This window comes from Bradyrhizobium sp. SZCCHNS3016, assembly GCF_032484535.1.
Lineage (GTDB): Bacteria > Pseudomonadota > Alphaproteobacteria > Rhizobiales > Xanthobacteraceae > Bradyrhizobium.
On the sequence record NZ_JAUETE010000001.1, the window covers coordinates 338,582 to 351,722 of the forward strand.

Genomic DNA, 13,141 nt, shown 5'->3' on the forward strand with positions numbered 1-13,141 from the left:
CAGGGGGCCGGCATGGTCGATGAGAGCGGGCGCGATCGCATTTTGGTGCTCGGGATCGGCAACATTCTCTGGGCTGACGAAGGCTTCGGCGTGCGGGTGGTGGAGGAATTCCACCGCCGCTTCACCGTGCCCGACAACGTCACGATCCTGGATGGCGGCACGCAGGGACTTTACCTCGTCAACTATGTCGAGGAAGCCGACGGCCTGATCGTGTTCGACGCCATCGACTATGGCCTTGTGCCGGGCGAGCTCAAGCTCGTCCGCGATGACGAGGTGCCGCGCTTCACCGGCGCCAAGAAGATGAGCCTGCACCAGACGGGCTTCCAGGAAGTACTGAGCGCGGCCGACCTGCTCGGCCGCTATCCGCAGCGGCTTGCGCTGATCGGCTGCCAGCCGCTCGACCTCGAGGATTGGGGCGGTCCGCTGACTGCGCCGGTTCGTGCGCAGATCGCGCCGGCGATCGAGCTGGCCTGCGCCCTGCTGGCGGAATGGGGCGCGCCCGCCGTGTCGCGGCGTGAACCGCTCGCCGGCGACGAACGCCTGCTCGCGAACGACATCGACCATCACAGCTACGAGCTGCGGGCGCGCACGGCCGAGTAACCGCGCCGCGAGGGAATCCGACATGTGTCTTGGCCTGCCGATGACAATCCTCGAGACCGATGGCGTCTCGGCGCTGTGCAGCTTCGACGGCGAGGAGCGCCGCGTCTCGGTGCTGTTGCTGTCGAACCCGCCGGTCGGAGCCAAGGTGCTCGTCTATATCGACAACGCCGTTCGCCTGCTCGATGACGAAGAAGCGCGGCTGATCGGCGAGGCGCTGCGCGGCCTGCAGGCGGCCGTGAACGGCGAGAATTGCGACGACTTCTTCGCCGATCTGATCGGGCGCGAGCCGGAGCTTCCGGAGCATCTGCGGTAGCGGCGTTATGCCCCTGGGCGGGCGCCAGAGTCCTGGCAACAAGATTTCCATAAGTAAGGTAAGTTGACGGGCATTGTCTGGAAAGTGGCTTTCCGATTGATTGCGCAGCCCTTAATCTCGATAAAAATCTGATATATTTCAATATATTGAGCTATCCGCTGTCGCGTGGGCGTCTGGCACGTTGATTGCTAAAGTGGAGAGCACGGCAACGATAACTGGTCAGGGAGAAGCATCGATGGAAATGCAGCAGCGTGACCCCGCGCGCATGCGAGGCGGGTTGCCGGAGGTCGATGTCGGCACCGTCGACGCCTTTCTCGCCGAGGCCGATCGCGCCGGGCTGGTCGCGGTGCTGCTGTCGGCAGGTGATCCCGCGCGGTTTCCGGAGGCGCTCGACGTGGCCATCGTGCTGCCGGAGCTGATCACGGCGTTTCAGGGCCGGTTGCGCGGCGCGATCATCGCGCGCGACGCCGAGGCCGAACTCGGGGCGCGATTCGGCGTGCGTGTGCAGCCGAGCCTGATCCTGTGCCGCGGGGCGGAGACGCTCGGCCTGATCGCCAAGATCCAGGACTGGTCTGTTTATGTCGATCGCATCTCGCGGCTGATCGACCGGCCGCGGGGCGCGACGGCGGCGGTCGTCGCCAGCATCGTCCCCGTCCATCAGCCTGCGGGAGTCGAGCGATGAAGCCGGGATTCTGGATCGCGCCTGAAGGAGCCGAGGAGCCGGTCAACATCTTTCCGATCGGCGAAGAGGCGCTCGATACCTCCCACAAGGGGCTGACCGCTTCCGGAGCGCTGGCCAAGCTGGCCTCGCTCGACTCGGAGGCGCTGGCGCGGAGCTGTCCGCGCGCGGTCGAATTGCTGTCGACGATTGCATCCGCCATCGCGGCGCAGACGGCCGGCGCACAGACGCAATTATTCCGTCTCGAAGGCCTCAACGATCTCGAGCGGCGGCTGATCGACGACGTGCTGGGCGAAGGCGAGGTCGCGGGCGTCGTGGCTCTTCCCGACGGGACGCTGGCCCAGATCCAGGAATCGGTGCTCGCCGGCATCTGGCGGGTGCGGCTGGAAGCGGACGAGCGCCACGACTACATCGAGGTCGGCGCCGTGCCGGAGATCGTGTCGCGCGCGGCCGCCGACCTGACCGCAAATGACATCGCGATCGGACCGGTGCCCGAGGGCACGATGAACGCGCTGCCGGTGCTCGCCGAGATCCGCGAGCGCGCGTTGTCCTGGCGACCGGGCCAGCGTTCGCAGACCATCAACTTCACGCTGCTGCCGATGAGCCCGGCCGACATGAGCTTCCTGCAGCAGACGCTCGGCAACGGCCCGATCCAGTTGATGTCGCGCGGCTACGGCACCTGCCGCGTGCTCGCGACCGGCATCCGCCATGTCTGGTCGGTGCAGTTCTTCAACGCCATGGATACGATCATTCTCGACACCCTCGAAGTCGGCGGCGTGCCGGTGGTCGCGCTCGCTGCAGCCGAGGATTTCGAGGATTCGGCCGAGCGCCTGACCCAAATCATCGAGGCCTATTTCACATGAGCGGTGGCTTCGAGAATTACGGTGTCCGCAGCGATCTCGCTGATGACGCGCTGTTGGAGTGCGGCATCTGCTGGACGCGCTACGACCCGGCCGAAGGTGACGGCGTCGCGCAGATTCCGCCGGGCACGCCGTTCGCGGCGCTGCCGGACGACTGGCATTGCCCGAACTGCGACGCGCCGAAGACCAAGTTCATGGTGGTCGAGCAATGAGCGCGGACGCGCAGGGCACGTCTGACGTCACGCCGGTCGCGTGGGGCGAGCGTCTCGCCGGCGTCTATCGTGAGATCGGCGCTCGTGCGATGCGCGAGCTGCCGATCTATCACGACGCGCTCGACGTCGAGGCGATCGGATTTTCAGTGGTCGACGGCCGTATCCTCGGCATCGTCGTCACGCCCTGGTTCATGAACGTGGTCACTCCGGCCGCCCAGGGCTCCGCGGGATCCGTCGTCAAGATCGTGCTTCCGGCCGGCTCGTTCGAGTTCACGATCGGCGATATCGCCGGGATCGGGCGGATCGCGAGCTGCTCGCTGTTCTCGCCGATGTTCGAGTTCGCGGACATGGCCGCGGCGCGTGCGGCGGCGGAGGCCGCGCTGGCCGCGCTGATGGCGGCACCTGAGGACGAGGCGTTGTCCGAACGCGCCGCGAAGGCGTCGAGCACGATCGATCGCCGCGCGTTCCTGCGCGGCACCCTCTCCGAGGGCCGCGCATGACCCTCGGCTTTCGCAACCGCATCGACGTGACGCTGTCGGTCGCCGATCGGCGGATTACAGGCGTCGACATTCAGCCGCGCACGCGGCCGCCGCTGGGACGGCTGTTCGCCGGCAAGCCGGCCGAGATGCTGCTTGCGGCCCTGCCGCGGCTGTTCTCGCTGTGCGCCGGTGCGCATCAGGTCGCGCTCCTCTCGGCGTTGGAAGCGGCGCGCGGTGAGGAGGCCACGCCGTCGACGCGTCATCGTCGGATCCAGACGGTGCTGGCGGAACGCTTCGCCGAACTCATGCGCGGTCTGCTGATCGCTTCAATGGCGGACAATCGCAATGCGGCCCCGCTGACACAACGGTTGTTGCAAGCGGTTGCGTCGCTGCAGATGCATTCCGGCGCTGATGCCCCGCAGCAATCTCGCGCTGCAACCTTGTCTCAGATCAAGACGGGCATGGTGGCTCTGGGCATAGGCTTGCCAGCGGAACCGGTTCTGCCGGGAACTCCGCTTGCATCGATGATGGACGCGGCCCGGAAGGCCGCCGATGATGGAGGATGGAGGCACATGCCGGCCGAGCACGACATCCTGTCGGCCGCCGATGATGGCGCCATCGTCACGCAATTGATCGACGTGGGATCTGCCTTTGCTGAGGCTCCCGAGCTCGACGGCCGCGTTCCGGAGACCGGAGTCTGGGCCCGCTATGCGGAGCACCATCAATTGGCATCGGCTGGTCCCGTCGAACGCCTCTCAGCCAAGATCGCTGAGATTGCTGAGCTGTTCCGCTGGATCGAGACCGGCGACGCGGAGGACCAGGCGGCCGACCCGCATGCCGTCGCAAGCTACGCGCTCGGGTCGCGGCGCGGCGCCGCCGCAGTCGAATGCGCGCGCGGCCGGCTGCATCACGCGATCGAGCTGGATGCGCACGGCGCGGTCTCGCGTTTCGAGTATCTGGCGCCGACGGAATGGAATTTTCATCCGCGCGGTCCTGTCGTGAGGAGCCTCACGGGGGTTGCGCTGCGCGGCACCGTCGATCGCCAGGCCATCCATACGATGGTCGGATCGTTCGATCCCTGCGTCGGCTATCACCTGGCGTTCCGGGGGGTGGCCGATGCATGAGATGGCGCTGTGCGAAGGCATTGTCGAGATCGTCGAGCAGGAGGCACGTAAGGGCGCCTTCTCCACGGTGAAGACCGTGTGGTTGGAGATCGGTGCGCTCAGCCATGTCGCGCCGGAGGCGCTGCGATTCTGTTTCGAGGCGGTGACCGCGAAGACCCTGTTGCAGGGGGCAGCGCTCGAGATCATCGAACAGCCGGGCACGGCATGGTGCCTGGGCTGCTCGCGCGGCGTCGAGATCAGTCTACGCTATCAGTCTTGTCCGGCCTGCGGCAGTCATCAGCTGCAGGTCACGGGCGGTGAGGACATGCGGGTCAAGGAGCTGGAGGTCGAGTAATGTGTACGGTGTGTGGCTGCAGCGACGGCAAGCCCTCCGTCGAATCCGGTGATCATCATCACGATCACGGTAAGCATCATCAGGCTCATGGACACGATCACAGCCATGATCAGTCCGGACATCATCACCATCACGGCCATCATCATGATCATGATCACGATTACGATTACGAGCATGGTCACCATCACGATGATGACCCGCATGATCACGGTCGCGCGCACGATCATCAACATGATCATGCTGCCGACCACGTCGACTGTTCGGCCAATCCGGCCGGGCAGGAGGTTGCCGGTCTCTCCAGCGGGCGCATCATCCAGATCGAACGCGACATTCTCGGCAAGAACAACCGGCTCGCGGCAGAAAACCGCGCGCGCTTCGCCGCGCATGACGTGCTGGCATTCAACTTCGTTTCCAGCCCGGGCGCCGGCAAGACCTCGCTGCTGGTCCGCGCCGTCTCCGATCTCAAGCAGAGTCGGCCCGTCGCGGTGATCGAGGGCGACCAGCAGACCTCCAACGATGCCGAGCGCATCCGCGCCACCGGCGTGCCGGCGATCCAGATCAACACCGGCAAGGGCTGTCATCTCGACGCGGCCATGGTCGGCGAAGCCTTTGGCCGGCTGCCGTCGCTGCGCGGCGGGCTGCTGTTCATCGAGAATGTCGGCAACCTCGTATGTCCGGCCGCCTTTGATCTCGGCGAGGCCTGCAAGATCGTCGTGTTCTCGACCACCGAGGGCGAGGACAAGCCGCTCAAATATCCCGACATGTTTGCAGCGTCATCGCTGATGCTGATCAACAAGATCGATCTGGCGCCGGTGCTCGATTTCGATCTTGCGCAGACGATCGAATATGCCCGCCGCGTCAATCCGAAGATCGAGGTGCTGACGATCTCCGCGAAGACAGGCGAGGGCCTTTCGGCGTTCTACGCCTGGATCAGGAAGCAGTCTGAGCGGATGCGGGCGGGCGCAGCGAACGCGGTGCGGGGATGAGCACGCCCGGCCGGACATCGGCGGCGAACCATACGCGCCTCCGGCTCCGCGTCCGCGGGGCCGTGCAGGGCGTCGGCTTTCGTCCCTATGTCCATGGTCTGGCAACCCGCCATCGGCTCGGCGGCTTCGTCGCCAACGATGCTGATGGCGTGCTGATCGAGGTCGAGGGCGACGAGGTCGCTGAGTTCGTCGAGGCTCTGCCGCGGCAGACACCGCCGCTGGCGCGCATCGACGACATCGCCGTCGAGCCGATCGCGGCCGGTACCAGCACGGGCTTCCGGATCGCCGGGAGCGTGGGCGGGCGCGTCACGACGCGGATCGTGCCGGACGCCGCCACCTGTGCCGCATGCCTGGCCGAGCTGTTCGATCCCGGTAGCCGCTTCCATCTCTATCCTTTTGTCAACTGCACCCATTGCGGCCCGCGCTTCACCATCGCCGAGCGCCTGCCTTACGATCGCGCGTCCACGGCGATGAAGCACTTTCCGATGTGTGAGGCGTGCCGGTCCGACTACGACGATCCCGCAGGGCGCCGCTTTCATGCCGAGGCGATCTCGTGTCCAAGCTGCGGGCCGCGGCTCAGCCACGGCATCGATGAGATCGCGGCCGCGCTCGCGAATGGTAGGATCGTCGCCGTCAAGGGGCTCGGCGGCTATCAGTTGCTCTGTGATGCGCGAGACGAGCAGGCCGTCCAGCGGCTGCGTGCCCGTAAGCAGCGCGACGGCAAGCCGTTCGCCGTGATGTTGGCCACGGCCGACGCCGCAAATGAGATTGCCGAGATCGATGCGCCTGAGCGCGCGCTGTTGGAGCGGGTGGCGCGGCCGATCGTGCTCTTGCGCTCACGCCAGCGTGTTGCGTCTCCGGTCGCACCAGGCCTCGCAAAGATCGGGGTGATGCTGCCGGTCGCTCCGCTGCATCATCTGATCTTCCATGTGCTGGAGGCGGGCCGCCGCGCGGCTGCCGACGGACCATGGGCGCTGGTCTGCACCAGCGCCAATCCGAGCGGGGAGCCGCTGCTGACCAACAACGCCGAGGCGCTCGCGGATCTTGCCGACATTGCCGACCTGATCGTCACCCACGACCGGGACATCGTCATCCGCGCCGACGATTCCGTGCTTGCCGTCGTGACCGGCGTTCCGCGCTTCGTCAGGCGCGCGCGCGGCTATGTTCCGGAGCCGATCCGGCTCGCGCGCGCCATGCCGCCGGTGCTCGCGGTCGGCGCTCAGCTGAAAGCAACGGTGACGGTGACGCGCGGCGACGAGGCTTTCGTGTCGCAGCATATCGGCGATCTCGACACGGCGGCGGCGATCCGCTTCTTCGAGGAGACGATAGAACATCTCACCGCCATCCTGGACGTCGAGCCGGTCGCGATCGCCCATGACCTGCATCCGGACATGGCGTCGACGCGGTTCGCGCAGGCACACGGTCTGCCGACGCTGCCGGTGCAACATCACCATGCGCATGCCGCCTCCGTCATGGCCGAGCATGGCGTGACCAGCCCCGCCCTCGCGCTGGTGCTGGATGGCTACGGCTATGGCAGCGACGGCGGCGCCTGGGGCGGTGAGTTGCTGTCGTGCGACGGAGCGGGCTTCCAGCGCCTCGGTCATCTCGCTCCGTTGAAGATGCCGGGCGGCGACAGGGCCGCACGGGAGCCGTGGCGGATGGCGGCTTCTGTGCTGCACGAGATCGGTCGCGGTGAGGAGATCGGGCGGCGTTTCGCGGCCCTGCCACAGTCGCGCAACATAGCCACGCTGCTGGACCTTGCCGATACCGCGGTCACCACCAGCGCCGGCCGGCTGTTCGATGCCGTAGTTGGTTTGCTCGGTGTCAGCACGGTGCAGAGCTATGAAGGCGAGGCGGCCATGAAGTTGGAGGCGCTGGTGCGTGAACCGGCGACGCTTGAGCGCGGCTGGACCATTGCCCATGGCGTGCTGTCGCTGCGGCCGCTGCTCGCGCATCTGATCGCGCGTGATCTCGACGCCGTCGAAGCGGCCGGGCTGTTTCACGGCACGTTGGCCGCGGCCTGCGTCGACTGGATCGTGAGAGCTTCGCGCGCGACCGGCATCGGTACGATCGTGCTGAGCGGCGGCTGTTTCCTCAATGCGCATCTGGCCGAGCAGGTCGTGCGCGGCTGCCGTTCCGCAGGCCTCGATCCGCTGCTGCCGCGCCGGCTGCCGCCCAATGACGGCGGCCTCAGCCTCGGGCAGGCCTGGGTGGCTGGTCTGCATCTCACACAAAACAATGTGATGTCTGGAGGGACCGTCTGATGTGCCTGGCCATTCCTGCCGAGGTGATCAAGCTCTTGGCCGACGACATGGCGATCGTCTCGATCGACGGCGTCAGCAAGGAGGTCTCGGTCGCGCTGATCGAGGAGATCGCCGTCGGCGACTACGTCATTCTCCATGTCGGCCATGCGCTGGCCAAGATCGATCCGGAGGAGGCGCGCGAAACGCTCGACCTGCTCCGGCAGATGGGCGAGGCTGTGGCGGAGGTCAGGCCATGAAATATGCCGACGAGTTTCGCGACAAGGAGTTGGCGACAGGTCTTGCGCGCGCCATCCGCGCCAAGGCCGATCCGGCGCGCGCCTATCGCTTCATGGAGTTCTGCGGCGGACATACCCATGCGATCGCGCGCTATGGCCTCGAGGACATGCTGCCCGACAATGTGCGCATGATCCATGGCCCCGGCTGTCCGGTCTGCGTGCTGCCCGCCGGGCGCATCGACATGGCGACCGCGCTGGCCGAACGGCCCGAGGTCATCCTCTGCGTCTACGGCGACCTGATGCGCGTGCCGGGCTCGCGCGGGTCCTCGCTGCTCAAGGCGAAAGCGCGCGGCGCCGACATCCGCATGGTGTATTCGACGCTGGATGCGATCGCGCTGGCCGAGCAGAATCCTGGCCGCGAGGTGGTGTTCTTCGCCATCGGCTTCGAGACCACGACGCCGCCGACGGCCGTGATGATCCGGGCCGCCGAGAAGAAGCAGTTGTCGAACTTCACCGTGTTCTGCAATCACGTGCTCACACCGCCGGCGATGCGCGCGATCCTCGACAGCGACGACACGGTCGAGATCGACGGCTTCGTCGGGCCGGCGCATGTCTCGACCGTGATCGGCACCGAGCCCTACGCGCCGTTCGCGCGCGATGACGGCAAGCCCGTCGTGATCGCGGGCTTCGAGCCGCTGGACATGATGCAGGCGATCCTGATGCTGATCGACCAGGTCAATGACGGCCGCCACGAGGTGGAGAACCAGTACCGTCGCGCGGTCACCGGCAGCGGCAACCAGCGCGCCATCCGCGAGGTCGCCGAGATCTTCGAACTGCGCGACCAGTTCGAATGGCGCGGCCTCGGCAGCATTCCGGCGAGCGCATTGAAATTGCGGCCCGGCTTTGCGCATCTCGATGCCGAGCTGCGCTTTGCCATGTCCGAGCTGGTGGTGGCCGACAATCCGGCCTGCGAATGTCCGGCCATTCTGCGCGGCCTGAAGAAGCCGGTGGACTGCCGGCTGTTCGGCACCGCCTGCACGCCGGAGACGCCGATCGGCTCCTGCATGGTGTCGTCGGAAGGCGCCTGCGCGGCGCATTGGACCTATGGCCGCTTCCGCGACCATCAGCGGAGGCTTGCATCATGAGCATGCATCAGCGCCGGCTCGACATGAAGAACGGCTGCGTCGATCTCTCGCATGGCGCCGGCGGTCGCGCGATGGCGCAACTGATTGCCGGCCTGTTCCACGAGGCGTTCGGCAATGAGTGGCTGGCGCGCGGCAACGACCAGTCGGCGTTCGACGTCGCCGCCGGCCGCATGGTGATGACGACCGACGGCTATGTGGTCTCGCCGCTGTTCTTCCCCGGCGGCAATATCGGCTCGCTGGCGGTGCACGGCACGGTCAACGACATCGCCATGGCCGGTGCCAGGCCGCTGTATCTGTCGGCGAGCTTCATCATCGAGGAGGGGTTTCCGTTTGCCGACCTGAAGCGGATCGCCGATGCGATGGGCGAGGCGGCGCGCGAGGCGGGCATCGCGATCATCACCGGCGATACCAAGGTGGTCGAGCGCGGCAAGGCGGATGGCGTGTTCATTTCGACGGCCGGTGTCGGCGTCGTGCCTGAAGGCCTCGATTTGTCGGCCGACAAAGCCAGGCCCGGCGATCGCGTGCTGCTGTCCGGCAGCCTCGGCGACCACGGCGTCGCCATCATGTCGAGGCGGCAGAATCTCACCTTCGACACCGAGATCATCTCGGACTCGGCCTCGCTGCACGGTCTCGTCGCCGACATGGTTGCGGCCGGCGGCGCCGGCATCCGGCTGATGCGCGATCCCACGCGCGGCGGGGTTGCGGCCACGATGAACGAGATCGCCCAGCAGTCCAATCTCGGCTTCCGCCTGCACGAGGAATCGATTCCGGTGAAGCCTGCGGTCGCAGCCGCCTGCGAGCTGCTGGGGCTCGATCCGCTGCATGTCGCCAACGAAGGCAAGCTCGTCGCGGTGGTCGCGCCCGAGGTGGCCGGCGCAGTGCTCGCCGCCATGCGGGCGCATCCGCTCGGCCGCGATGCCGCCGAGATCGGCGAAGCCGTAGCCGATGATCACCGCTTCGTCCAGATGGCGACGAGCTTCGGCGGCGGCCGCATCGTCGACTGGCTGTCCGGCGAGCAGTTGCCGCGGATCTGCTGAGACACGCGATGGGCATCCAAGGAACGATACTGGTCGTGGATGACGAGGTCCGGTCGCAGGAGGCGCTGCGCCGCGTCCTCAACCAGGACTTCGAGGTCTTGTGTGCCGGCAACACGAACGATGCCGAGAAACTGCTCGAAGGCGAGATCGTGCATGCCGTGATCTGCGACCAGCGCATGCCGCAGGAGTCCGGCGTCAGCTTCCTGAAGCGCGTACGCGAGATGTGGCCCGACCCTGTACGGATGATCATCTCCGGCTATTCGGACTCCGAGGACATCATCGCCGGCCTCAACGAGGCCGGCATCTATCAGTATATCACAAAGCCCTGGCAGCCGGATCGACTGATCGAGATCGTCCGCGAGGCCGTGCAGCTGTACCGGCTGCAGAAGGAGACGGAGACCGCCGGCGTCGACGTGAAGGCCACGCCGGCCCACATCAAGAAGGTGGTGTCGGTCAAGCGCGGCGCCGCCAAGCAGCTCTATGATTTCGACCGCATCGTGCATTCGGCCGCGAGCCCGATGCGCAACGTGATCGAGCTCGGCCGGCGCGCCGCCGACTACGACATCTCGGTCTTGATCACCGGCGAATCCGGCACCGGCAAGGAGCTCTTGGCGCGCGCGATTCACTACGGCTCCGCGCGGGCCACCAAGGCCTTCGTCGTCGAGAACTGCGGCGCGCTGCCGGATGAGCTGCTGGAAAGCGAGCTGTTCGGCTGCAAGAAGGGCGCCTTCACCGGCGCCTATCAGGACCGCATCGGCCTGTTCGAAGTCGCCGATGGCGGCACCATATTTCTCGACGAGATCGGCGAGACCTCGCCGGCATTTCAGGTCAAGCTCCTGCGCGTACTGCAGGAGAGCGAGATCCGGCCGCTCGGCGCGCAGCGCGTGCGTCAGGTCGACGTGCGCGTGGTCGCCGCCACCAACAGGGATCTCGAGGCCGAGGTCGAGGCGGGCCGCTTCCGCCGCGACCTCTACTACCGACTGGCCGCGTTTCCGGTCCACATGCCGTCGCTACGCGAGCGGCCGATGGACATTCCGCTGATCGCCGAGGGTGTGCTGTCGGCGGTGAAGACCTCGTTCAACCGGCCGCATCTGCGTTTCGCATCGGCGGCGCTGGAGGAGTTCTCCCGCTATCACTGGCCCGGCAATGTCCGCGAGCTGCAGAACGAGATCCAGCGCATGGCTGTGCTGGCCGATGCCGACGAGCTGCGCTGTCCGCCGTTCGCCGCCCGGCGCAGCGCACGCCGCGCCGCGCCCGCGATCCCCAATGGCAAGCTCAATGGTTCCGGGAGCCTGAAGGACAGGGTCGAGGATCTCGAAAAGTCCATCATCGTTCACTGTCTGGAGAAATATGATGGTAACATCAGTCGCGTCGCCAGCGAGCTCGGCCTGTCACGGGTGGGGCTCCGGAACAAATTGTCGAGATACGATCTGAAGAAACATGGCAAAGGCCACTCACTCTCCTGAGTCCGGGGCTGACACGCTGCTCAAGCTGATCGCGAGCAGCAGCACGCTCGAACTCGACAGCGAGCGCGAAGGCGTGTGGATCGAAGTGATCCGCAAGATGGACGAGGTCTATTCCGACCTGCTGCGCTACGAGGTCGATCTCGAGCACAAGAACGCCGAGCTCGAGGAAGCCCAGGCGTTCGTCACCAACGTCATCGAGTCCGTCTCCGACATCCTGGTCGTCTGTGACGCCAGGGGCACGGTGCAGCAGGCCAACTCCGCCTTTCTGCAGACATCGGGACGGGCCTTGGCTGACATCGCCGGTCGCGATATCGCCGAGATGATTGATCCCGATCATCGGCCCAAACTTGTCTCGCTGCTGAAGCCGCGCAGCAGCGCCGAAGTGGTCGACGGTGAATTGCGCTTTGCCGCGGCGGCCGGCGTCAGCTCCGATCTGTTCGCGATCAACAGCTCGCCGCGGCATGACCATCGCGGCCGCTTCATCGGCGTCGTGCTGACGGGCCGTCCGATCGGCGAGCTGCGCCGCGCCTATGAGGCCCTGCACAAGGCGCATCAGGAGCTGCAGCGGGCGCAGCGGCAATTGGTCGAGCAGGAGAAGATGGCGAGCCTCGGCCGGCTCGTCGCCGGCGTGGCCCACGAACTGAACAATCCGATCAGCTTCGTCTATGGCAACATCCACACCTTGATGCGCTATCGCACCTCGCTGGTCGGCTATCTCGATGCCATCCATGAGCAGCCGGTCAGCGAGGACATCGCTGCGCTTCGCTCGGATCTGAGGATCGACGCCATCCTCGAGGATTTCGGGCCGCTGATCGAGGGCACGCTGGAAGGCGCGGTGCGCATCAGCGAGATCGTCAAGAACCTGCGCCGCCTGTCGTTCTCGAAGCTCGGCGAGGTCGAGCGCGTCAACATCGAACGGCTGATCAATACCGCCGTGCTGTGGGCAGGGCGCACCAAGCAGCATCGTGTCGACATCCAGATCGAGGTCGAGCCGGATCTGTGGATCTCCGGCAACGAAGGCCAGCTGCATCAGGTGATCGTCAACCTCGTGGAGAACGCGATCGACGCGATGCGATCGACCGACCTGCCGCGCCTTCTGGTCGCGGTAGCGCGCCAGGGCAACGAGATCGCCTTTCGCATCACCGATAACGGCCCCGGCATCGACAAGGATCACCTGACCCACATCTTCGAGCCGTTCTTCACGACCAAGCGCGTCGGGGAGGGGACGGGGCTCGGGCTGTGGATCAGCTACGGCATCGTCCGCGAGCACGGCGGCGAGCTGTCCGCGACCAACGAGCCGCAGGGCGGCGCCACGTTCTCTTTCAGCTTGCCGGCGGCTTGACCATAGCGGCGGTGCTGCTACCGACGCTGAAGTGGATTGCTGGGTATCCCTTCGAAACGATGCTGGGGTTCCTGACGGCGGTGCC

Annotated in this window: 15 protein-coding genes; all 15 read left to right on the forward strand. The window is 66.2% G+C overall.

The genetic code is table 11. The features are described from left to right. The first annotated feature begins 12 nt into the window (after positions 1–12). The 15 genes from QW881_RS01600 to QW881_RS01670 all read left to right on the forward strand — a co-directional run bounded on the left by QW881_RS01600 (position 13) and on the right by QW881_RS01670 (position 13,056). Complete coding sequence (locus QW881_RS01600) at positions 13–600, forward strand: HyaD/HybD family hydrogenase maturation endopeptidase (protein ID WP_315754976.1); 588 nt, start codon at positions 13–15, stop codon at positions 598–600. 22 nt (positions 601–622) lie between these two features. Then, entirely contained in the window at positions 623–913 is a 291-nt protein-coding gene (locus tag QW881_RS01605; protein ID WP_315736711.1) for a HypC/HybG/HupF family hydrogenase formation chaperone, read from the forward strand. Positions 914–1,148: 235 nt separating this feature from the next. Beyond that, the gene (locus tag QW881_RS01610) at positions 1,149–1,595 is read left to right on the forward strand and encodes a hydrogenase accessory protein (RefSeq protein WP_315754978.1); all 447 of its coding nucleotides are present in this window, start codon (positions 1,149–1,151) and stop codon (positions 1,593–1,595) included. Then, positions 1,592–2,455, forward strand: a complete 864-nt coding sequence (locus QW881_RS01615) for a hydrogenase expression/formation protein (RefSeq protein ID WP_315754980.1) — start codon at positions 1,592–1,594, stop codon at positions 2,453–2,455. The genes QW881_RS01610 and QW881_RS01615 overlap by 4 nt, the downstream gene beginning before the upstream one ends. After that, positions 2,452–2,664, forward strand: coding sequence for a rubredoxin (locus tag QW881_RS01620; protein ID WP_315754982.1), 213 nt, complete (start codon positions 2,452–2,454; stop codon positions 2,662–2,664). The genes QW881_RS01615 and QW881_RS01620 overlap by 4 nt, the downstream gene beginning before the upstream one ends. After that, positions 2,661–3,164, forward strand: coding sequence for a [NiFe]-hydrogenase assembly chaperone HybE (gene hybE, locus QW881_RS01625; protein ID WP_315754984.1), 504 nt, complete (start codon positions 2,661–2,663; stop codon positions 3,162–3,164). The genes QW881_RS01620 and hybE overlap by 4 nt, the downstream gene beginning before the upstream one ends. Next, the gene (locus QW881_RS01630; protein WP_315754987.1) at positions 3,161–4,267 is read left to right on the forward strand and encodes a nickel-dependent hydrogenase large subunit; all 1,107 of its coding nucleotides are present in this window, start codon (positions 3,161–3,163) and stop codon (positions 4,265–4,267) included. Before hybE ends, QW881_RS01630 begins: the two co-directional genes overlap by 4 nt. After that, positions 4,260–4,601, forward strand: a complete 342-nt coding sequence (gene hypA, locus QW881_RS01635) for a hydrogenase maturation nickel metallochaperone HypA (RefSeq protein ID WP_315754988.1) — start codon at positions 4,260–4,262, stop codon at positions 4,599–4,601. The genes QW881_RS01630 and hypA overlap by 8 nt, the downstream gene beginning before the upstream one ends. Then, positions 4,601–5,587 carry a hydrogenase nickel incorporation protein HypB gene (gene hypB, locus QW881_RS01640; protein WP_315754990.1) on the forward strand — a complete coding sequence of 329 codons (987 nt, stop codon included), beginning with the start codon at positions 4,601–4,603 and terminating at the stop codon, positions 5,585–5,587. Before hypA ends, hypB begins: the two co-directional genes overlap by 1 nt. Beyond that, positions 5,584–7,851 carry a carbamoyltransferase HypF gene (hypF, locus tag QW881_RS01645; protein WP_315754992.1) on the forward strand — a complete coding sequence of 756 codons (2,268 nt, stop codon included), beginning with the start codon at positions 5,584–5,586 and terminating at the stop codon, positions 7,849–7,851. Before hypB ends, hypF begins: the two co-directional genes overlap by 4 nt. Beyond that, complete coding sequence (locus tag QW881_RS01650; protein ID WP_315754994.1) at positions 7,851–8,087, forward strand: HypC/HybG/HupF family hydrogenase formation chaperone; 237 nt, start codon at positions 7,851–7,853, stop codon at positions 8,085–8,087. The genes hypF and QW881_RS01650 overlap by 1 nt, the downstream gene beginning before the upstream one ends. Next, positions 8,084–9,211, forward strand: coding sequence for a hydrogenase formation protein HypD (gene hypD, locus QW881_RS01655; RefSeq protein ID WP_315754996.1), 1,128 nt, complete (start codon positions 8,084–8,086; stop codon positions 9,209–9,211). The genes QW881_RS01650 and hypD overlap by 4 nt, the downstream gene beginning before the upstream one ends. Then, a complete protein-coding gene (gene hypE, locus QW881_RS01660; protein WP_315754999.1) occupies positions 9,208–10,248 on the forward strand; it encodes a hydrogenase expression/formation protein HypE in 1,041 nt (346 codons plus the stop codon). The genes hypD and hypE overlap by 4 nt, the downstream gene beginning before the upstream one ends. 8 nt (positions 10,249–10,256) lie before the next feature. After that, entirely contained in the window at positions 10,257–11,714 is a 1,458-nt protein-coding gene (locus QW881_RS01665) for a sigma-54 dependent transcriptional regulator (RefSeq protein WP_316158063.1), read from the forward strand. After that, positions 11,689–13,056, forward strand: a complete 1,368-nt coding sequence (locus tag QW881_RS01670) for a sensor histidine kinase (RefSeq protein ID WP_316158062.1) — start codon at positions 11,689–11,691, stop codon at positions 13,054–13,056. Before QW881_RS01665 ends, QW881_RS01670 begins: the two co-directional genes overlap by 26 nt. Positions 13,057–13,141: the final 85 nt, after the last annotated feature.